Source organism: Stenotrophomonas sp. 86428_Sma (assembly GCF_056481585.1).
In genome coordinates this window covers 3,721,617-3,742,254 of the sequence record NZ_CM151156.1, presented here as the reverse complement: position 1 = coordinate 3,742,254, position 20,638 = coordinate 3,721,617, and the positions used below count along the sequence as shown (strand labels likewise).

16 protein-coding genes, 1 pseudogene and 1 riboswitch are annotated in these 20,638 nt (G+C 66.0%); of the genes and pseudogenes, 8 read left to right on the top strand and 9 right to left on the bottom strand.

Annotated elements, in window-relative coordinates; all coding sequences use genetic code 11:
* Nucleotides 1–70: 70 nt before the first annotated feature.
* The gene (locus tag ACZK3J_RS17225; protein WP_006464233.1) at nt 71–673 is read left to right on the top strand and encodes a TetR/AcrR family transcriptional regulator; all 603 of its coding nucleotides are present in this window, start codon (nt 71–73) and stop codon (nt 671–673) included.
* 138 nt (nt 674–811) lie between these two features.
* Here ACZK3J_RS17225 and ACZK3J_RS17220 read toward each other — a convergent pair whose 3' ends face one another.
* The 3 genes from ACZK3J_RS17220 to hslO form a co-directional block, all read right to left on the bottom strand.
* A complete protein-coding gene (locus ACZK3J_RS17220) occupies nt 812–3,565 on the bottom strand; it encodes a TonB-dependent receptor plug domain-containing protein (RefSeq protein ID WP_049401415.1) in 2,754 nt (917 codons plus the stop codon).
* Nucleotides 3,566–3,947: 382 nt separating this feature from the next.
* Nucleotides 3,948–4,796: an XOO1806 family protein gene (locus tag ACZK3J_RS17215; protein WP_049420960.1), complete on the bottom strand. Its 849-nt coding sequence runs from the start codon at nt 4,794–4,796 to the stop codon at nt 3,948–3,950.
* Nucleotides 4,797–4,912: 116 nt separating this feature from the next.
* Complete coding sequence (hslO, locus tag ACZK3J_RS17210) at nt 4,913–5,806, bottom strand: Hsp33 family molecular chaperone HslO (RefSeq protein WP_032130068.1); 894 nt, start codon at nt 5,804–5,806, stop codon at nt 4,913–4,915.
* A gap of 77 nt (nt 5,807–5,883) precedes the next feature.
* Between hslO and mtgA the strand changes: the two genes are divergently transcribed.
* From mtgA to ACZK3J_RS17195, 3 genes are read left to right on the top strand one after another with little or no spacing between them, the layout of a single operon-like run.
* Complete coding sequence (mtgA, locus tag ACZK3J_RS17205; protein ID WP_049463535.1) at nt 5,884–6,633, top strand: monofunctional biosynthetic peptidoglycan transglycosylase; 750 nt, start codon at nt 5,884–5,886, stop codon at nt 6,631–6,633.
* A 57-nt stretch (nt 6,634–6,690) separates the two neighbouring features.
* Nucleotides 6,691–7,710: a glycosyltransferase family 2 protein gene (locus ACZK3J_RS17200; protein WP_049401430.1), complete on the top strand. Its 1,020-nt coding sequence runs from the start codon at nt 6,691–6,693 to the stop codon at nt 7,708–7,710.
* Nucleotides 7,670–8,101 carry a CBS domain-containing protein gene (locus tag ACZK3J_RS17195; RefSeq protein WP_019336409.1) on the top strand — a complete coding sequence of 144 codons (432 nt, stop codon included), beginning with the start codon at nt 7,670–7,672 and terminating at the stop codon, nt 8,099–8,101. The genes ACZK3J_RS17200 and ACZK3J_RS17195 overlap by 41 nt, the downstream gene beginning before the upstream one ends.
* Before the next feature lie 491 nt (nt 8,102–8,592).
* Here ACZK3J_RS17195 and ACZK3J_RS17190 read toward each other — a convergent pair whose 3' ends face one another.
* The 4 genes from ACZK3J_RS17190 to ACZK3J_RS17175 form a co-directional block, all read right to left on the bottom strand.
* Nucleotides 8,593–10,566, bottom strand: a complete 1,974-nt coding sequence (locus ACZK3J_RS17190; RefSeq protein WP_478476100.1) for an AsmA family protein — start codon at nt 10,564–10,566, stop codon at nt 8,593–8,595.
* A gap of 83 nt (nt 10,567–10,649) precedes the next feature.
* Nucleotides 10,650–11,288 carry a PAQR family membrane homeostasis protein TrhA gene (trhA, locus tag ACZK3J_RS17185; protein WP_005410682.1) on the bottom strand — a complete coding sequence of 213 codons (639 nt, stop codon included), beginning with the start codon at nt 11,286–11,288 and terminating at the stop codon, nt 10,650–10,652.
* Nucleotides 11,289–11,502: 214 nt separating this feature from the next.
* A complete protein-coding gene (locus ACZK3J_RS17180) occupies nt 11,503–13,107 on the bottom strand; it encodes a peptide chain release factor 3 (protein ID WP_014038155.1) in 1,605 nt (534 codons plus the stop codon).
* Nucleotides 13,108–13,173: 66 nt separating this feature from the next.
* On the bottom strand, nt 13,174–14,058 hold the full coding sequence (locus ACZK3J_RS17175) for a M23 family metallopeptidase (RefSeq protein WP_478476099.1): 885 nt from the start codon (nt 14,056–14,058) through the stop codon (nt 13,174–13,176).
* 149 nt (nt 14,059–14,207) lie between these two features.
* Nucleotides 14,208–14,326, top strand: a riboswitch (SAM riboswitch).
* Between the two features lie 77 nt (nt 14,327–14,403).
* Here ACZK3J_RS17175 and metX point away from each other — a divergent pair.
* The 3 genes and pseudogenes from metX to ACZK3J_RS17160 all read left to right on the top strand — a co-directional run bounded on the left by metX (nt 14,404) and on the right by ACZK3J_RS17160 (nt 17,730).
* Complete coding sequence (gene metX / locus ACZK3J_RS17170) at nt 14,404–15,435, top strand: homoserine O-succinyltransferase MetX (RefSeq protein WP_049401407.1); 1,032 nt, start codon at nt 14,404–14,406, stop codon at nt 15,433–15,435.
* Nucleotides 15,432–16,667 (top strand): O-succinylhomoserine (thiol)-lyase, encoded by a 1,236-nt coding sequence (locus ACZK3J_RS17165; RefSeq protein ID WP_032127792.1) that lies wholly within the window; start codon nt 15,432–15,434, stop codon nt 16,665–16,667. Before metX ends, ACZK3J_RS17165 begins: the two co-directional genes overlap by 4 nt.
* Nucleotides 16,664–17,730 (top strand): annotated as a pseudogene (locus tag ACZK3J_RS17160) (homoserine dehydrogenase family protein). The gene ACZK3J_RS17165 and the pseudogene ACZK3J_RS17160 overlap by 4 nt, the downstream one beginning before the upstream one ends.
* Before the next feature lie 58 nt (nt 17,731–17,788).
* Here ACZK3J_RS17160 and ACZK3J_RS17155 read toward each other — a convergent pair.
* Complete coding sequence (locus ACZK3J_RS17155; RefSeq protein ID WP_478476098.1) at nt 17,789–18,784, bottom strand: alpha/beta fold hydrolase; 996 nt, start codon at nt 18,782–18,784, stop codon at nt 17,789–17,791.
* A 122-nt stretch (nt 18,785–18,906) separates the two neighbouring features.
* Complete coding sequence (locus ACZK3J_RS17150) at nt 18,907–20,289, bottom strand: L-serine ammonia-lyase (protein WP_024956918.1); 1,383 nt, start codon at nt 20,287–20,289, stop codon at nt 18,907–18,909.
* 100 nt (nt 20,290–20,389) lie between these two features.
* Between ACZK3J_RS17150 and ACZK3J_RS17145 the strand changes: the two genes are divergently transcribed.
* On the top strand, nt 20,390–20,620 hold the full coding sequence (locus tag ACZK3J_RS17145; RefSeq protein ID WP_032127830.1) for a glutaredoxin family protein: 231 nt from the start codon (nt 20,390–20,392) through the stop codon (nt 20,618–20,620).
* Nucleotides 20,621–20,638 lie beyond the last annotated feature (18 nt).

Sequence of the window (20,638 nt, the reverse complement as noted above, 5' to 3'; positions counted from 1 at the left end):
GAGAGCCCTTTGACGGTTTCGCCCGCAACGGCGTACTGCAACGAACCCCGGCGTATGGTTAAATCAGCCCATGAATCAACCTGACGCTTCCGCCGGCGAACCGCGCGCCGGCCGCAACAGCCGCCTGAGTGCCGAAGACTGGGCCCAGGCGGCCCTCGACCTGATTGCTGAACAAGGCGTAGGCGCCGTTGCGGTGGAACCGCTGGCGCGGCGCCTCGGCGTGACCAAGGGCAGTTTCTATTGGCATTTCCCCTCGCGTGACGCCTTGCTGCAGGCCGCGCTGGAACGCTGGGAACTGTTCGAACAGGAACAGGTGTTCGGCAGCCTGGAAGACGTGCCGGACCCGCGCGTGCGCCTGCGCCAGCTGTTCCAGATGGTGGCGCATGAAGTGCAGCCGCACATCATCTACAGCGAGCTGCTGAAGGCACTGGACCATCCGATGGTGCGTCCGGTGATCGACCGCGTGTCGCAGCGCCGCCTCGACTATCTGATCGCCTCGTTCCGCCAGGCTGGGCTCAGCTCGACCGATGCGCGCCACCGCGCACGCCTGGCGTACGCGGCCTATGTCGGCTTCCTGCAGCTGTCGCTGCAGCTGCAGCAGCCCAAGCAGGCGCGCGAGGATTTCGAGGCCTATGTCGAGCATCTCATCGAGACGCTGATTCCGAACGGTTGAGCGTCGTTGCTGCGTTGAATGCAGAAAGGCCGCGGCAATGCCGCGGCCTTTTCCGTTGGTGCTGCCGCGATCTGGCAGGCACAAAAAAACAACGGCCCCTTGCGGGGCCGTTGCTGCATCAGCTGATCAGTGGATCGATCAGAACTTCTGCTTGTACTGCATGTACATGTAGCGGCCCGGCAGGTCGTACTGCGGGTCGAACATGTTGTACGAGGTGTAGTACGAAACCGGCGGGCTCTTGTCCCACGCGTTGTTCAGGCCGACCATGATGGTGCCCTTCCACGGCGTGTTGTAGCGGAACTGGATGTCGTGGTAGGTCGTGGCACCAATGTGGTTCGTTCCCTTCGCGCCATCAGAGCAGTATGCGAAGGTTTCCGGTTCCTTGACTGGATCAAACGGGCACGGTTCGGTCATGCCGGACTTGTAACGAATGCCGTAGTTGACCCCGAAGTCCCCGTAGGACCAGTCCACATACAGATTGGAACGGATGCGCCAGTACGGATCCTGGTCGAGATAGCGTCCCTGGCGACCCTCGATCGGAGCATCCTGAGTCGACTTGGTATCCCACTTGGACAGGTAGGTGCCGTCCAGAGTGATGGTGAACTGGCCGATCGAAGTTTCCGGCAACTTGTACAGGATGCCCAGATCCCAACCTTCCACCTTGTACGACGCCAGGTTCTGCAGCGGCATGTTGACGTTGGTGATGGTGTAACGCTGGTTGGTGCTGCCGTAGTTCGGGTCACGCGTGATCAGGCCGCAGTTGGCTGCCTGCTCCTGCGCGGTGCCGCCATAGCAACGATCCATGATGTCCTGGATGGCCGGACGGGTGATGGCGTCCTCGATCTTGATCTGCCACCAGTCCAGGGTCACGTTCAGACCCTGCACGAAGCTCGGGCTCCACACCAGGCCCAGCGTCTTGCTGGTCGAGGTTTCCGGCTTCAAGTTCGGGTTGGCCTGCCAGGTGAACGGCTCAGGAGTCTGCTTCGCACCACTACCAGCGCCCGGCTGAACGAAGCCGATCGGCACGCCCTCTGCCGCACATTGTGCCGCGATAGCGCCGGTACGGCGACCAGACGTTGAGGAGCACGGATCGATGTAGCTCTCGAACGAGTCAGCATCACCGCGATACAGGTTGTTGATGCTCGGGGCGCGGAAGCCTTCCGAGTAGTTACCACGCACCATCAGGTCGTCGATCGGCTTCCAGCGGAAACCGAACTTGTTGTTGGTGGTGTTGCCGAAGTTGCTGTACTTCGAGTAGCGGGTTGCCGCGCTGAAGTCGAGCAGCTTGGCGCCCGGCAGGTCAGCCAGCACCGGGATCGACAGTTCCAGGAAGAACTCGTCCAGGTCATAGCTACCCTTGGTGGGCGATGCTCCGTTGCCGGTGCTCAGGCCAGAGGCGATGAAGGCGTCCGGATCGAACTGACCGGTTTCCTTGCGATATTCGTAACCAGCTGCGAAGCCCAATGCACCCGCCGGCAGCTGCACGATTTCGCCGGAGATGTTGGCGTAATAACCCTTGGACACCAGGCTGGCGGAGTCATGCGCGGTGAACGAGGTGTAATCCAGTGCCTCCTGCGAGATCGAACCCATCCCACCCAGCGGATTGATCGGGGCGCAGCCCGGAATGATTGCGCCAGCGGAGTTGAGGCACACTGCCTTGCCATCGCGGATCGCCGAGGGACCATATGCCTCGGCCAGACGCTGCTTGTTGAACAGACCGTAGGTCAGATCGTTCTGGTCGGTCTTGTCGTAGCGGTAGCCGACATCCCAGTCGAAATTACGGTCGGCGAATTCGAAGAAGCCCTCGAAACCACCGTAGAAGTGCCAGTTCTTGACGTTCTGGTTGAACGAACGTCCACCGGTTTCGTTGAAGCGGCGCGCGACGCCAGTCAGGTCAACGCCGTACGGATTGTACATGCTGCCCGCGCTGAGGCGCTGGCCGGTGACCGGCATGGCAGCCAGCAGCTGTTCTGACTTGCGTTCGTTGTACATCGCCTCGGTGCGGAAGGTGATGTTGTCGGTAACGTTGTAAGAACCCACCGCGAACAGCGAGGTGCGCTCGTTGGGGGTCAGCAGGTAGTTGTCCGGCGCGGTGTTGTAGCCGTGAACATTGGGATCGAACGGCGTTTCCACGCCGTTGAGGATGATGTAACGCTCGTCGTTACGCAGATACGAACCCGGAATACCGGTGCTGCTCTGGCCGCTGAAGAACGGCGGGCCACCGGCGGAGATCTTGCGATCGCCGGCCATCACGGCCTTTTCGTTGACGTAGGAGACGCCCAGCACCAGCGAAGCGCGGTCAGTGGTGGTGCCCAGAGTGAAGTCGGCCGCTTCGCGGTCGCCGTCACCGGCGCTGTACTGGCCCTTGTAGAAGTTGGCTTCCGCGCCATCGAAGTTCTGCTTGGTGATGATGTTCACCACGCCGGCGATCGCGTCCGAACCGTAGATGGTCGATGCGCCGTCCTTCAGGATGTCGATGCGCTCGATCATCGCGGTCGGGATGGTGTTCAGGTCGACGCTGCCATCCAGGCCGGTGGTCCAGCGACGGCCATTGACCAGTACCAGGGTGCGCTCGGAACCCAGGTTGCGCAGGCTGACGCCGGCCGAACCGTCACCGCCGTTGTTGTAGGTACGGTTCAGGGCGGCACCGTTGGCGGCAACGCGCTGCAGGATGTCGGCGACCGAAGTCACGCCCTGCTTGTCGATGTCGGCGCGGGTCAGGCTCAGGACCGGCTGCGAGGTTTCGATGTCGGTGCTCTTGATGCGCGAACCGGTGACCGAGATGCGGTCAAGGTTGGTCGCTTCCTGGGCCTGGGCAGTGGCAGTGGACGCCACACCGGCAACGAGCGCGACCAGAACGGCATCGCGCAGCTTGTTGGACTGGAAATTCATTGGCTCTCTCTCTCCAAGAAATCTTGGCTGGGTTAATGCCCGGCGGGGGAGCGAAAAGCGCTCCCAAATCGCGAGGCTGAGCCGATAGTAGCGGGCGTTCGCCAAGAATTAAAGCTGCGTTAATCAAGTCTATGATTTTGGTGAAAATGAAAATTGATGCACGAAATCAAGGGGTTGAATCGCAGGTGACATCACTCTGTCTCGTTTGTTAGCGCAAAGTGACGAAAAAAGTTTCCGTTGATGTGTATCGCAGTGTGTCGACGTGAATTGCGCGGTATCCAATTCGTCGAAAAGCGCTCTGCGTGTATCACGAACGCGCATACGCAACGGGCGCCTTTCGGCGCCCGGGAGAAGTCACTGCAGGAAGACCCAGGAGGTGGGGTCAGAGATCCTGTTCGTAACGCACATACGGCACGGTGCCGTCGTCATTGCTTTCATTGCGCGGGGAGAACGGATTCTTGCCGCGGCTGATCACGTTCTCGGCGCCAACGGTAAGTTGGCCAGACCACGGGGTACGCCAGGTCAGGCCGATGCCCAGGCCCTCCCACTTGCCGGGCTTGCCCGGCACGTCGATCACGCGGCCGATGATGCTGCCGGTGAAGTTGCCGTAGCCGGCGCCGATGCTCAGGCTCTTGCTGTCCCAGCGGTCGACGATGGACGGTGCGGCATCGGCCAGCGGTACCAGGCGGGCCTTGGCGTAGGTACCGGCGATCGAGACAAAACCCTCGCGGCCGATGTTCTTCTGCGCGAATACGGTCAGGTCGTTCTGCTCGGCGCGCAGCGAGGGGGTCTTGTTCGGGCCGGACAGCCACGCCGGCAGCGTTTCACGGCCGGTGCCGGCGGTGATGCCGAGACGGCTGCTGCCGCGGTTCAGCGCAGCGGTACCGGTGAAGCGGCGGCTGTTGAGGTCGTCGTCGTCACCCAGGCTGGCCAGCATGCAGTGACTGGCCAGGCCGCTCATGCTGGTCCCGCTGCTGCTGTTGCAGAGCAGGCCCAGCGAATCGCCGGAGGACAGGCCGAAGGCTGCATCCAGCGAGTTACGGCCGAAGTGCCAGCGGGCGCCGGCGGCCTGTTCACCGGTGGGCTCCAGGTACAGCAGGGCCTCGACCTTGCCGCTGCCCTTGTTCCATACCGGCAGCACGGTCCGGGTGTCCTTGCTCTGCGCGTGCACGCCCGTGATCGCGCCAAGGGCGATCAGCAGGGCCAGCGGTAGACGCAGGAAGGTACGCATCGGACCAGTTCAGACAGGGACGGACAACGGAAGTTCCCGCGGAGACGGGAACTTGATCCTAGGGTGTTTATGAATTCTTAACAAGCCTTGATCCCCCCAGATGCAAGACAAGCCGTTTACTGAAGCCGTTCAGGCGCCGGTACAGTCCCCTCGGCACCGTGGAACAGTATGCCGAACTCCGTCAAAGGAAAGTGATACTCCCGCCCGCAGAATTCGCAACGGACCTCGACGGCGCCGGTGTCTGCGGCTGCGGCACGGGCCTCGTCCTCGCCCAGCGACTGCAGCATCGACGCGACCCGCTCGCGGGAACAGGAGCAGGCGAAGGACAGCGGCTTGCCGCCCATCAGTTCCGGCTTCTCTTCGTGGAACAGGCGGTGCAGCAGCTGCTCGGCCGGGGTCGCCAGCAGCTCGGCTTTGCCCAGGGTCTCGAACAGGGCGCTGGCACGCGCCCAGCCGTCTTCGTCACCCTCGTCACCCGGCAGCTTCTGCAGCAGCAGGCCGGCGGCGCCGTTGCGGTCGGCGGCCAGCAGCAGGCGGGTCGGCAGTTGTTCGGACTGGCGGAAGTAGTCCTCGAAGGCCTCGTCCAGCTCCGGTGCGGTCAGCGCGACCAGGCTCTGGTAGCGCTGCGGCTCGCGCGGGTCCAGGCCCGGGTTCTCGATGGTGATCGCGAGCAGGGCGTCATCACCCAGGCTGGACAGGTCGCGCGGCGCATCGGCGCCGTCGCTGAGCTGGGCGATGCCGCGCAGGGTACCGGCGGCGGTGCACTCGGCAAACAGGGTGCGCAGCGCGGTGCTGCTGCGCAGCTGGATCGAAAGGCGGCCATCGATCTTGGTGTGGCCGGTGAACAGCGCCGAGGCCACGCAGGCCTCGCCGAGCAGTTCGGCGGCGGTATCCGGGTACTCGGCGTGGGACAGGATCTCCTGCCAGGTAGCCTGCAGGCGCACGTGGACGCCACGGACGCCAGCGTCGGGAAGCAGGAAGCGGATCAGGGAATCGGGGTTGGCGGTCATCGGCTCACATCGCGCGTAAACGAGGGCGGTTGCCGGATAATGCGCCGACAACCGGATAGAAGAAGGATGCACCAGTAATGGGGGCAGGGGGAGAGCAGCACAAGGTGGAGGCCATCGCGGAAGTCCCGCGCCGCAGGCGCTGGCGCTGGAAACGGCTGCTCTGGCTGCCGCTGCTGCTGGCCGCTTTCAGCTGCCTGCAGGTACTGGTGCTGCGGTTCATCGACCCGCCGGTATCCACGGTCATGCTGTGGCGCTATGGCGAGGCATTGGGGGAGGCCGACTGGTCCTATCGCCTGCATTACCAGTGGTGCGACCTGGACCAGATGGCAGCGAGCCTGCCGATCTCGCTGGTGGCCGCGGAGGACCAGCGCTTCCCCGACCACAATGGCTTCGACCTGCAGGCCATCGAGAAGGCCCGCGACCACAACGCCAAGGGCGGACGCCTGCGGGGGGCCAGCACGATCAGCCAGCAGGTCGCCAAGAATCTGTTCCTCTGGCAGGGCCGCAGCTGGGTACGCAAAGGCCTGGAAGTCTGGTACACGGTGCTGATCGAAGCACTGTGGCCGAAGGAGCGCATCCTGGAGATGTACGCCAACATCGCCGAGTTCGGCGATGGCGTGTATGGCGCGCAGGCAGCGGCGCAGACGTTCTGGGGCAAGGATGCGGCCAGGTTGACCCCGGCCGAGAGCGCGCGGTTGGCGGCGGTGCTGCCGGCACCGCGGCGCTACAACGCGGCGGCACCGGGGCCGTATGTGCAGCGGCGTGCGGCATGGATCCAGCGCCAGGCCCGGCAGCTGGGCGGCGCGGCTTACCTGTCGGAAGACTGAGGACACCTGCCCTCGGGGCGGCAGGCCATGCACCTGCAGGCAACGTACAATCCGGGCATGAACCGCGAACGCCTTACTTTCGTCATCGCCGCCTACAACGAGGAGCAGGCGCTGCCGTGCCTGCATCCCCGCCTGTGTGCGGTGCTGGACGGAATGCCCGACATCGATGGCCACATCCTGTATGTGGACGATGGCAGCCACGACGGTACCTGGCAGGTGATCGCAGGATTGGCGCAGGACGACGCGCGCGTATCGGCGTTGAAGCTGTCGCGCAATTTCGGCAAGGAGGCCGCGCTGACTGCCGGCCTGGATCTGGTGCGCGACGGCGCGGCGATGATCCTGGATGCCGATGGCCAGGACCCGCCGGAACTGGTGCCGCAGTTCGTTGCGCGCTGGCGCGAGGGCCATGACAACGTCTATGGCACGCGCATGGCCCGCGATGGCGAAGCCTGGATCAAGCGCGCCACGGCGGCGGCGTTCTATCGGGTGATCGGTCGCCTGTCACGCACGCCGATCCCTGCCGACACCGGTGACTTCCGCCTGTTGTCGCCACGCGCGCTGAGTGCGCTGCGCGAGATGCGTGAACGCCACCGCTTCATGAAGGGCCTTTTCAGCTGGGTCGGATTCAAGCGTATTGCTGTGCCCTACCACCGTCACGCGCGGGTGGCCGGATCCAGCAAGTTCAGTCTGTGGCGGCTGTGGAATTTCGCCTTGGAGGGCATCACCGGGTTCTCGACCGTTCCCCTGCGGGCGGCGACCTACATGGGCCTGGCAACGGCGGCGGTGGCCTTCGTATTCGGCGTGTGGGTGATTGCCAAGGCGGCCCTGTACGGTGACCGCGTGGCGGGTTGGCCGACGATGATGGCGGTGATCCTGTTCCTGGGCGGGGTGCAGTTGATCGCGCTGGGCCTGATCGGCGAGTACCTGGGACGGCTGTACGAGGAATCCAAGCAGCGCCCGTTGTACCTGGTTGACGCCTGGCTAGCATCCGCCGTGGCAGACTCTGCCCTGCAACCCACCCTCGGAGGGCAGGCAGATGACCACGGTACGGCAACTGTTGGACGGCAAGTCTCCTGAAGTACATGCGGTCGCGCCGGATGCGGCGGTGATCGATGCGATCCGGTTGATGGCGGAAAAGGGCATTGGCGCGGTGCTGGTGATGGACGGTCCGCGGCTGGTCGGGATCCTTTCGGAGCGCGACTACGCGCGCAAGATCGTGCTGCGTGATCGTTCGTCGCGGGATACGGCGGTGGCCGAGATCATGACGGCGAAGGTGGTGACGGTCTCGCCGGGCGAACAGGTAGAGCATTGCCTGCAGCTGGTGACCGACTACCGCATCCGCCACCTGCCGGTGGTGGAGGGAGCACAGGTGCTGGGGGTGATTTCCATCGGCGACCTGGTGAAGTCGGTGATCGATGCGCAGCGGCGCGAGCTGGATCAGCTGCAGCAGTACATCGTGGCAGGGTGAGTTGTTCGCTGGCGGGCCTGCGGCCCGCCGGCCCGCTTTTCGAAGCTCAAAGCCAAAGCCAAAGCCAAAGCCGCGCCTTCCTGCTACGCCGGGAGGCGGAGGGCATGGCCGTGCAGGACACGCCGTAAACCCATCCATGGGGGCTCGATGGCGCCATCCATGGCGCCAACGGTCCTGCACGCCCATGCCCTCCGCCCTTGGACACGTTCCTGCGAGCGCGGTGCATACATGCGCGGTGGCTCGCCTTTGGTAGCTGCCAACCTTGGTTGGCAACAGCTTTTGAATTTGCTTTCTTCTTTTGACTTTGAATTTCGCTCTCGTTCCGCGCGCGCAGGAACCTGTCCGGAGCCGGAGCAAGGCGGCAGGCAGGACCGTGAGGCGCATGGATGCGCCGACCGAGCCTACGGGGACGTATTTACGGCGTGTCCTGCCTGTCGCCTTGCTCCGGCTCTACGCGCGGGAAAAGAGGCGCCGCGAACAACGCTGTAAACCTACTTCGCATATTGCCCACCGCAGTCGGCATCCTTCCCCGGCCCCAGTTCGATGGTCGCCAGCAATGCCGCTGGCGGCGCGATGCTGCCCAGCGCCAGGGCCACCGCGCCACGAATCCCCAACGCCTTGAAGTCCGGGCGGAACGACGGGTCCTTGAACGTGCCACTGATGTGCAGTTGAGAGCGCAGTACCAGGATGCTCTTGTCCTTCGGGCGCGGTTTCAGCAGCAGGTCCAGGGTCTCGTCGCGCAGGCTGACCGTGCCTTCGCCGATGAGGATCGTATCGGTGGTGTCCACCGCCAGCGCCTGGCTGGTCATCAGGCCGTCGCGCACGCCGAAGTCGGCGAAGGCGCAGCGCAGGGGAATCTGTTTGTCGCCGGTCACCAGGAATTTCAGTGATTCGGTGATGTCCAGCCCTGCCAGTTCCATCACCAGGTTGCCGACATGGCCGCGGCCCATCGCCAGGCCGACCTTGCCACTGCTGCTGCCGAGCATCGCGGCGATCGAGTTGCCGCGGCCGCTCAGGTCCACCTCGCCGCCGATGCCGCCCTTGGCCTGCTCGGCAAGTTTCGCGTCCGGAAACAGCTGGCCGAGCTGCACGCCGCGCACGCTGGCCTTCAGGGCGGTGCTGATCTGCGGGCGGCGCGCGTCCATGCGGATCGTGCTGCGGATATCGCCTCCGGCCACGCCGAAGTTCAGCGGGTCCAGCCGCAGTACGCCGTCATCCAGCAACAGGTGCGCGTCCATGTCGTCCAGCGGCAGCGATGGCGCGTTGATGCGGTGGGCCTTCCAGCGCACGTCGGCATCCATCGCGCGCAGCTTGCCGAGGTTGTAGGGCGTGTCGGGCAGCACGCGTGCGCGGGCGGCAACCCGTGCGGCCTCGGCCTTCTGTTCGGCGTTGGCGGTTTCGCCGCCGCCGGTTTTCGGTGGGGCACCGACGAAGCCGGCAAGGTCATCGAAGTCCAGGCGCTTGGATTCCAGCGTGGCGGTCAGCCGCGGCCGCGCACCGCCCACTTCGAACTGCAGATTGCCGCCGAGGTCGCTGTCACCGACCTTGCCGGTGAAGGCGTCGTAGCGCCAGACGTTGTGGTCACGCTTGAGCCGGCCGTTCAACGCATAGGGCGGCGACGGCGGAATGGCAATGCCGAGCAGCGGATAGAGGTCGGCGAGGTCCTGGCCGCTGAGCGCAAACTGCAGATCGAACACGCGCAGCTGGAAGGGATTGGTCAGCGTGCCACTGGCTACCGCGTGGGTGGCGCCTGCTCGGCCATCGAGATGGATGCGGAACGGATGGTCGCTGTCGGTCAGCTCCAGCGGTGATTCCGTGCCGCCACGCAGGGTGAACGGATTGCCCTGCCAGTGTCCCTTGCCCTGTACCAGCAGCGGTGGCGCCGCATCGGCCTGTTTCGGCTGGCCGCTGCGCACGTCCACGCGGATATCGGTACGGCCGAGCGCGTCGAGGAACTGCAGGCGACCGTCATCGATGCGCAACCGTTTGAGCTGCGGGCTGGTCCCACCGGCGCTGCCACCGAGGAAATCCCAATTGCCCGGTTCGCCCTTGCGCGGGGCGGTTTCCAGCAGCACGTCCGGCCGGGTCAGGCGTACTTCGGGCAGCTGCACGCTGCCACGCAGCAGGGGCCACACCCGCACGTCGATCTCGACGCGGTCTGCGGTGGCCATATCGGGTTGCTTCGCCCAGCTGGCATTGGCGAAGGTGATCGCATCGGCGCGGATCGTACTGGTGCGGCCGAGGTCGACATCAAGGTTCCCGATGTGCAGCGCGCGGCCGGTGCGTGCCTGCACCGCACGCTCAACCGGCCCCTTGAACCAGTTCCAGTCCCACAGCGCGATCAGCAGCAGGAGTGCCGCCAGCAGGAAGATCAGGATCGTGAGCCAGCGCCGGCCTCGTGGGCCGGGGCGGCGGAGGCGCCAGCGGGTCGTGCGCTTTGCGGCAGGGGAGGCGGCAGCATTCACGCCGCCATGGTTGCCCCCTCTTCGTGGACAGGGCGCGAAGCGTCCATGTGCGTGGTGTGCACACGCCGCGTTCGAACGCTGGTTTACAGCACCTGCATGGTGACTGCGACGAAGTGGCAGACGCTGCCACCGATCACGAACAGGTGCCAGATCGCATGCGAATACGGGATCGATTCACGGTGGTAGAAGTAGGTCCCCAGCGTGTACGACAGGCCGCCGGCGAACAGCCAGGTGAGGGTGCCGCCGTCGATCGAAGCCCACATCGGCTTGATCGCCACGACCACCAGCCAGCCCATGGCGATGTAGATCACCGTTGAGAGCACCTTGAAGCGGCCAGTGTAGAACAGCTTGAACACCACGCCGCCCAGCGCCAGCGCCCAGATCGCGGTGAACAGGCCCCAGCCCCACGGACCACGCAGGCCGATCAGGGTGAACGGGGTATAGGTGCCCGCGATCAGCACGTAGATCGCGCAGTGGTCGAACACCTTCAAGCGGCCCTTGGCGACCGGATGCTGGATGGCGTGATACAGGGTGGAGGCGGTGTACAGCAGCAACAGCGCGATACCGAATACGATCGCACTGGCCAGCTGCCAGCCGTCGCCGTAGATCGCAGCCAGGGTGATCAGCACCGCGCTGGCTGCCAGGGCGAACACCGCGCCCAGGCCATGGGTCAGGGCGCTGGCGATTTCTTCACGGATCGAAGCAATGGACGTCGTGGACATGGGCATGGGCATCGTTCACGGGGAGGGGGACCCGCGTCCCCCTATCATCGCCGCGATGGCCGCCGTGTGCACGCCCGTCACCGTATGGTGGGTGAATCCCTGCGTTGCGCCGATGAATCCGTGAGCGGTAGATCCACGCCATGCGTGGATGAACCACCCGCGACGGCCGGGGGCAGAGCCCTTTCCTTGCGGAAAGGGATCCGGCCCGCTGGCATCAGCCCACCGAAACCGTATGCGCCGCTTCGCGGGTGGCCGAGAAGCGCACGTCCGGCGAGCGTTCCTGCGCCAGCTGCAGGTTGACCCGGGTCGGTGCCAGGTAGACCAGGTGGCCGGCTGCATCCAGCGCCAGGTTCAGCGCATTCTTCTCGCGGAACTCTTCCAGCTTCTTCTCGTTGCTGCAGTGGACCCAACGCGCAGTGGTCACGCTGACCGGCTCGAAGGTGGCTTCCACGCCGTACTCGTCCTTCAGGCGGTAGGCGGCCACGTCGAACTGCAGCACGCCGACCGCACCCAGGATCAGGTCGTTGCTGGTCAGCGGGCGGAAGAACTGGGTCGCACCTTCCTCGGACAGCTGGGCCAGGCCCTTCTGCAGCTGCTTGAGCTTGAGCGGATCACGCAGGCGTGCGCGGCGGAACAGTTCCGGGGCGAAGTTGGGGATGCCGGTGAAGGTGACCGCTTCGCCTTCGGTGAAGGTATCGCCGATGGAAATGGTGCCGTGGTTGTGGATGCCGATCACATCGCCCGGCCACGCCTCGGCGGCGATCTCGCGGTCGCTGGCCATGAAGGTCAGCGCGTTGGCCAGCTTCATTTCCTTGCCGGTGCGCACGTGGAAGGTCTTCATGCCGGCGCTGAAGCGGCCCGAGCAGACCCGCATGAACGCCACGCGGTCACGGTGCTGCGGGTCCATGTTGGCCTGGATCTTGAACACGAAGCCGGTCAGCTTGTTCTCTTCCGGGGCGATCTCGCGGCCGGTGGTGGAACGCGCCTGCGGCGACGGGGCATGTTCGACGAAGAAGTCCAGCAGCGGCTGCACACCGAAGTTGTTCACGCCCGAGCCGAAGAACACCGGGGTCTGCTTGCCCGCGCGGTAGGCGTCCAGGTCGAACGGATGGCTGGCGCCCTGCACCAGTTCCAGTTCGTCGCGCAGGTCGGCCAGCATCTGTGCACCGATCTTCTCGGCCAGGCCGGGCGCATCGATGGACGGGAAGATGGTCGAGTCCTGGCGGGTGAAGTTGCGGCCCGGTTCGTACAGGTGAACTTCGCCGGTCAGCAGGTGGACCACGCCCTTCAGGCGCTGGCCCATGCCGATCGGCCAGGTCACCGGCGCGCACTGGATGCCCAGCACGGTTTCCACTTCATCCAGCAGCTCGATCGGGTCCTTGCCCTCGCGGTCGAGCTTGTTGATGAAGGTCATGATCGGGGTGTCGCGCAGGCGGCAGACTTCCATCAGCTTGATGGTGCGCTCTTCCACGCCCTTGGCCACGTCGATCACCATCAGCGCCGAGTCCACCGCGGTCAGCACGCGGTAGGTGTCCTCGCCGAAGTCGGCGTGGCCGGGGGTGTCGAGCAGGTTGACGATCTTGCCTTCGTACGGGAACTGCATCACCGAGGAGGTGACGGAGATGCCGCGCTCCTTTTCCAACGCCATCCAGTCGGAGGTGGCGTGGCGGGCGGCCTTGCGGCCCTTGACCGAACCGGCCATCTGGATCGCGCCTCCGAACAGCAGCAGCTTTTCGGTCAGCGTGGTCTTGCCGGCGTCAGGGTGGGAGATGATGGCGAAGGTGCGGCGACGCGACGCTTCGTTGGCGACTTCGGACATGGCAGTGGCGCCCGCCCGGGGCGCTTTTCAAAGAGATAAGCGCCCGATTATACCGGCCGGGGCCGTTCAGCGCCCGATGCCGCCCTCGACCTCGTCCTGGCGGGCGAACTGCAGCTGGCCCTGTTCGGCGAAGATCCGTGCCGGCACCGAGCGCAGGCCCATGCCGCGGTTGACCTGCACCACGAAGTGCAGGTGCGGCGCGCTGCTGAAGCCGCTGTTGCCGGACAGGCCGAGCGGCTGCCCGGCCCCCACCGCCTGGCCGCGACGCACGCGCATGCCGCCGGCCTGCAGGTGGCCGTACAGCGCCATGCTGCCGTCGCTGTGCAGCACGCGGATGAAGTTGGCGCGGGCACCATCACGTTCGCGGTCCTGGCCGTTGCCACGGAAACCATCCTGGATCTGCATCACCGTCCCCTCGCGCGCGGCCAACACCAGGGTGCCCTCCGGCAGCGCGAAGTCCACCGCGTCGCGGTTCTCCTCGTCATCGTGGCTGAACCGGCCCTGCGGCGCCTGGTCCACGCGCGGACGGGCCGCATCGAACGGCAGGCGATAGGCGACATCTTCGGCCTGTGCGGCCGGGTTGCCCGGCACCGACTGCAGGCGCAGATCCAGCGTGCGGCCATCGAGCGGGGCGGGCAGATGACCGACCACCAGGCTGCTGTCGCCCTGGATCAGCGATTGCAGCGGCAGCCCTTCGACCGGGCGTCCGGGTGCAGCGCGCAGTTCGATCTGCAGCGGTCCTGCCAGCCCATTGTCGATCCGGGCCTGCCATTGCGTGCCGACCGGCTGCAGGCGCAGCCGGGCCATGGGGGCGGCGCCCTCGGCACTGCCAGCGTGGGTGGTTGAGGTGGCGGGGGAAACCAGTCCCCAGCCCTGGCGCCAGTCACCGGCGCTGGCCGTCGTGCTCGCCAGCAGGGACATCAGCAGGCAGGTCAGGGGCAGGCGCAGCATCAGTGGTTCCAGAGGGTAGGGACCGCCGGGACTGTAGCCGATCCTGAACAGGACGACCGCGACCGCCTTCGCATAGTCACGTTGAAAATATTCATCGCTTTATCCGCATGAAGGGATTGACAGTGCCGGAAAGGGCTGGCATCGTGGCTCCACCATCGAGACCGGCAGAGGGACAGGCCCTTTGAAGCCGGGGCAGCCCGCGGATGCGAAAGCGTCTGCGTAGGTGCCAAATCCTGCGGGGACCGTGGCGTCCACCGAAAGATGGTTCGAACCATGCACCACACGTGCATCTCGAACGCGGGCCCCGCGAAGGCTCGATGGCCGATTCCCCAACCGGATCCCGCCATGAGCTTCGCCGCCAGTACCGCGCTTCGCCCCGAACCCTTTGTCCCCGTCAGCGTGCCGGTCGAAGACCGCGTGCATGCCGAGCGCGGTGAGTTCGCCGCGGTGCTGTCGATGCGTCACGCCGGCCCCAGCCCGGTGCGCCTGCGCTATGAGTGGGTCGGCCCGGCCAATGCGCCGGTGGTGGTGCTGGCCGGCGGTATTTCCGCCCATCGCCACGTGGCGTCCAATGCACAGTTCAGCGAGAAGGGCTGGGCCGAAGACCTGGTCGGCAGCGGGCGCGCGCTGGATCCGCAGCAGCTGCGTGTACTGGCCTTCGACTTCATCGGCGCCGACGGTGCACTGGATGTGCCGATCGATACCGCCGACCAGGCCGATGCACTGGCGCTGCTGCTGGACCATCTCGGCATCCGCACGCTGAAGGCGTTCGTGGGCTACTCCTACGGGGCGCTGGTCGGCCAGCAGTTCGCGATCCGCCACCGTGCACGCGTGCGCCAGCTGGTGCTGGCCAGTGGCGCGCATCGCCCGCATCCGTATGCCGCCGCCTGGCGCGCATTGCAGCGCCGCGCGGTCGCGCTGGGCCAGCTGCAGTGCGGCGAAGACCACGGTCTGGCGTTGGCCCGGCAGTTCGCCATGCTCAGCTACCGCACCCCGGAAGAATTCGGCGAGCGCTTCGACGCCGCACCGGAAGTGATCAATGGCCGTGTGCGCGTGGCCGCCGAAGATTATCTCGATGCGGCCGGTGCGCAGTACGTCGCGCGCACGCCGGTGACCGCTTACCTGCGCCTGTCCGAATCGATCGACCTGCACCGCGTCGACCCCACCGCGATCCTGCCGCCCACCGTAGTTGTCGCGGTGGAGGGTGACCGCCTGGTGCCGCTGGCCGACCTGGTCGGTCTGGTCGAAGGGCTGGGCCCGCGCGGCAGTCTGCGCGTGCTGCGCTCGCCCTACGGCCACGACGCCTTCCTCAAAGAAACCGATCGCATCGACGCGATCCTCGCCACCGCCTTCCGCACTTCTGGAGAGTCCGCATGAGCCTGCACGCAAACGAGCCGTCCTGTAGTCGCACCACTGCCGCCGTCCGTGCCGGCATCGATCGGGACACCGCGCATGGTGCGGTCACGCCGCCGATCGTGCTGTCGTCGAACTTTAGCTTTGAAGGCTTCGGCAACAAGCGCCAGTACGACTACACGCGCAGTGGCAACCCGACCCGTGACCTGCTCGGCGAGGCGCTGGCGGAACTGGAGGGCGGCGCCGGCGGCGTCATCACCGCCACCGGCATGGGTGCGATCAACCTGGTGTTGAACGCATTGCTGCAGCCGGGCGACACCCTGGTGGTGCCGCATGATGCATACGGCGGCAGCTGGCGCCTGTTCAATGCGCTGGCGAAGAAGGGCCACTTCGAGCTGGTCACCGCCGACCTGACCGATCCGCGCGCACTGGCGCAGGCGCTGGCCACGCAGCCGAAGCTGGTGCTGGTGGAAACCCCGTCCAACCCGCTGCTGCGCATCACCGACCTGCGCTTCGTCATCGAGGCCGCGCACAAGGCCGGTGCACTGGTGGTAGTCGACAACACCTTCCTGTCGCCGGCACTGCAGCAGCCGCTGTCGTTCGGCGCGGACCTTGTGCTGCATTCCACCACCAAGTACATCAATGGCCACAGCGATGTGGTCGGTGGGGCGGTGGTCGCGCGCGATCCGGCGCTGCACGAGCAGCTGGTGTGGTGGGGCAACGCGCTGGGCCTGACCGGCTCGCCGTTCGATGCGTTCCTGACCCTGCGCGGCCTGCGCACGCTGGATGCGCGCCTGCGCGTGCACCAGGAAAACACCGCGTCGATCGTCGCCCTGCTGGACCAGCATCCGGCGGTCGGCGCGGTGTACTACCCGGGCCTGGCCGATCACCCGGGCCACGCCATCGCCGCGCGCCAGCAAAGCGGCTTCGGCGCGATGCTGTCGTTCGAACTGGCCGACTGCGAAGGCGATGATCCGCATGCCGCAGTGCGTGCCTTCGTCGATGGCCTGCGCTGCTTCACCCTGGCCGAATCGCTGGGTGGCGTCGAAAGCCTGATCGCGCACCCGGCCACCATGACCCATGCGGCGATGACCGCTGAAGCGCGCGCGGCCGCCGGCATCAGCGAAGGCCTGCTGCGCCTGTCGGTCGGCATCGAGGCCGAGCGTGACCTGCTGGCTGATCTCGGCGCAGCGCTGCAGCGCGCCGAAGCCGTGATTGATGCGGCTGCGCGCCGCAAACAGGTGGTGGATGCATGAGCGCGCTCGCTGCTGACATTCCTGCGCTGGGCGTGGGACGCCTGGCGCTGCTCGGCACCGGCACGGTGGGCTCTGCCTTCGTGCAGCGCTACCAGGCGTTGCAGGCACGCGGGTTGGAACTGCCCAGCGTGCAGTGGCTGGCCAATTCGCGCACCGCACTGGCGATCGACCGTGATCTGGCGTTGCCTCTGGAGCTGGCACGACGCGCACCGCGTGACGGTCTCAGCTCACCGCCATGGGCGAGCGCCGAAGGGCTGGAACGGGGTGACGTGGTGGTCGATGCCACTGCCAGCGAAGATGTGGCCGCACGTCACGAGCAGTGGCTGGCGCGTGGGGTGCACGTGGTCACCGCCAACAAGCTGGGCCGCGGTGCGCAGCTGGCACGTGCCACGGCCATCGCCGAGAGCTGCGCAGACAGTGGCGCACGCTATGGCGACAGCGCCACCGTCGGTGCCGGCCTGCCGTTGCTGAGCAGCCTGCGCGCGCTGGTAGCCGGTGGCGACCACATCCCGCCATCGAGGGCGTGCTGTCCGGCTCGCTGGCGTGGCTGTTCCATCGCTATGACGGCCAATCGCCGTTCTCGGCGGCGGTGCGCGAGGCGCTGGCGGCCGGTTATACCGAACCGGACCCGCGTCTGGATCTGTCTGGCGAGGACGTGCGCCGCAAGCTGCTGATCCTGGCGCGCAGCAGCGGGCTGGCGCTGGATGCTTCGCAGGTGCAGGTGGATTCACTGGTGCCTGAAGCGCTGGCAGCGCTGCCGCTGGAGGATGCGGTGGCTGCGCTCGAGCAGCTGGATGCGCCGCTGCAGGCGCGCTGGCAGCAGGCACGCGACAATGGTCGTGTGCTGCGTTTCGTCGGCCGCGTTGATGGCGAGGGTGCGCAGGTAGGCCTGCGCGAGTTGCCGGCCGATCACCCCTTGGCGCAGGGTGCAGGCACCGACAACCGCGTGGCCATCCACAGCGATCGCTATCACCGCCAGCCGTTATTGATCCAGGGGCCGGGCGCGGGCGCGGAAGTCACCGCCGCCGCGTTGCTGGATGACGTGCTGCGGATCGTCGGCTGATCGCAGCGTTCCTGTCGAGCCAAGCCCATGCTCGGCTCGACAGGAGCACGCCTGCTGGTCAGCGGGACTTCAACGCCTTCAGCAACGCGTTGTTGAACTGCTTCGGGTCCTGCACCTGTGGCGAATGGCCCAGTTCGGCGAACTCGAGCAGCGTCGCGCCGGGAATCGTCGCGGCCGCCGACTTGCCCAGCACCGGATAATTGCCCAGCGTCGCCTTCACCGCAGGCGACGCCAGGTCACGGCCGATCGCGGTGCGGTCCTTCTGGCCGATGAACAACGTGGTCGGCACCTGCAGATTCTTCAGTTCGTAGACCACCGGCTGGTTGAACACCATGTCCGATGCCAGTGCCTGGCTCCACGCAACGACCTGCTTGCCCGGGCCTTCATACATGCCCGACTGCATCCGCGCCCACGGTTCATACGCCGGCTTCCATTTGCCGTCGTAGTACACGTCCAGCTGGTAGCGGCGGATGCTGTCATAGCTGATGTTCATTTCGCCGGCGTACCACGTGTCCACGCTGCGCCAGGGAACACCCAGCGCCTTCCAGTCTTCCAGCCCGATTGGATTGACCAGTGACAGGCTGCGCAGGTCCTGCGGGAACATCAGCGCGTAGCGCACCGCCAGCATGCCGCCCATCGAATGACCGACCAGGTGCACCGGTACATCACCCAGCTGCAGCTGTTGCAGCAGGGCATGGGTGTTGGCGGCCAGCTGCGCGAACGAATACTGGTAGCGTTCGGGCTTGCTGGATTTGCAGAAGCCCACCTGGTCCGGGGCGATCACCCGGTAGCCGGCGTTCAGCAGCGGCGCGATGGTCTGCTGCCAGGTAGCTGCGCAGAAATTCTTGCCGTGCAGCAGCACCACCACGCCGATGGCGCGGCGTTTGGGCAGGACATCCAGATAGGCCATTTCCAGTGGCTGCCGCTGCGACTCCAGTGCGAAGATCTTCACCGGATAGCCGTAGTCGAAACCCTCCAGCCGCGGCCCGTAGGTGGGCGCGGCCAGCGCAGGCAGTGGAAGGCAGGCAAGCAGGGCGGCAGCGATCACGCGCATGGGGCCAATCCGGGGTAGGGGAGCCCCGAGCCTAACCGGAACGCGGTGACGGTGTCGTCCGATGTTGAGCCGGGCTCATGCCCGGCTGCAGGGTAGAGCCAGGCCATGCCTGGCTGCGGCCATCAGCACTCGATGACGTTCACCGCCAGGCCACCGCGGCTGGTTTCCTTGTATTTGTCCTGCATGTCGCGGCCGGTATCGCGCATGGTCTTGATCACCTTGTCCAGCGACACCTTGTGCTTGCCGTCGCCGCGCATCGCCATGCGCGAGGCATTGATCGCCTTCACCGCACCCATCGCATTGCGCTCGATGCACGGAATCTGCACCAGTCCACCAATCGGGTCGCAGGTCAGGCCCAGGTTGTGTTCCATGCCGATTTCCGCAGCATTCTCGATCTGACTCGGGTTGCCGCCCAGCGCCGCGACCAGGCCGCCGGCCGCCATCGAGCAGGCCACGCCCACTTCGCCCTGGCAGCCCACTTCGGCACCGGAAATCGAAGCGTTTTCCTTGTACAGGATGCCGATCGCCGCCGAGGTCAGCAGGAAGTCGAACACACGCTGCTCGTTGGCGCCCGGGCAGAAACGGTCGAAGTAATGCAGCACGGCGGGCAGCACGCCGGCCGCACCGTTGGTCGGTGCGGTCACCACGCGGCCACCGGCGGCGTTTTCTTCGTTCACCGCCAGTGCGTACAGGTTGACCCAGTCCAGCGTCGTCAGCGGATCGCGCATCGCCGCTTCCGGCTTCGACGACAGCTCGCGGTACAGCGCCGGTGCGCGACGGCCGACCTTCAGGCCACCCGGCAGCACGCCTTCCTCGCGGATGCCGCGCGCGACGCACGACTGCATCGCGCTCCAGATCTCGCGCAGGTTGGCGCGGATCTCGTCTTCGCTGCGCCAGCACTTCTCGTTCTCGAACATCAACTGGGCAATGCTCAGGCCGCTGCGTGCGGTCTGCGCCAGCAGCTCGTCGCCGCTCTTGAACGGGTAGGGCAGCGGGGTCTCGTCGGGCACGATGCGGTCATCGGCCGCGTCGTCCTGGTTGACCACGAAGCCGCCACCGACCGAGTAATAATCGCGGGTGGCGATCACTTCGTCCTCGGCGTTGTACGCGGTGAAGCGCATGCCGTTGGTGTGGTACGGCAGCTTCTGGCGCTTGTTCATGCCGAGGTCGCGCTTCTCGTCGAAGGCGATCTCGTGCTGGCCCATCAGCTGGATGCGCTTGCTGCTGCGGATGCGCTCCAGCGTGGCCGGGATGATGTCCGGGTCGATCAGGTTCGGCCGCTGCCCTTCCAGGCCGAGCAGGATCGCCTTGTCGGTACCATGGCCGCGGCCGGTCAGCGCCAGCGAGCCATAGACATCGGCGCGGATGCGCGCGACCTCGTGCAGGCGGCCCGGGTCGAGCAGCCAGCGGTGGATGAATCGCTCGGCGGCCTTCATCGGCCCGACGGTGTGCGAGGAGCTCGGGCCAATGCCGATCTTGAAAACGTCGAACGTGCTGACAGCCATGGTTGCCGTACTGCGGGTACCGGAAGAGACCGCTATTCTAGCGGTTCACGCCGCACTTCAATGGCTGCGGCGCAGCATTTCCACCAAGGGGACCCTGCCGGTGTTGACTCTGTTCCAGCGTGACGACTGCCACCTGTGCGACATGGCGCTGGCCGAGCTGGCCAAGGCCCGGGCGCCGGAATTCGAATCGGTGTTCCTGGATGACCAGCCAGCGCTGGAATCGCGCTACGGCGCGCGGGTGCCGGTGCTGCGCGACGAGCGCGGCGACCGTGAGCTGGACTGGCCGTTCGACGCGGCTGCGGTTCAAGCCTGGCTGGCCGTCGAACGGTAGTGCCGGCCGCTGGCCGGC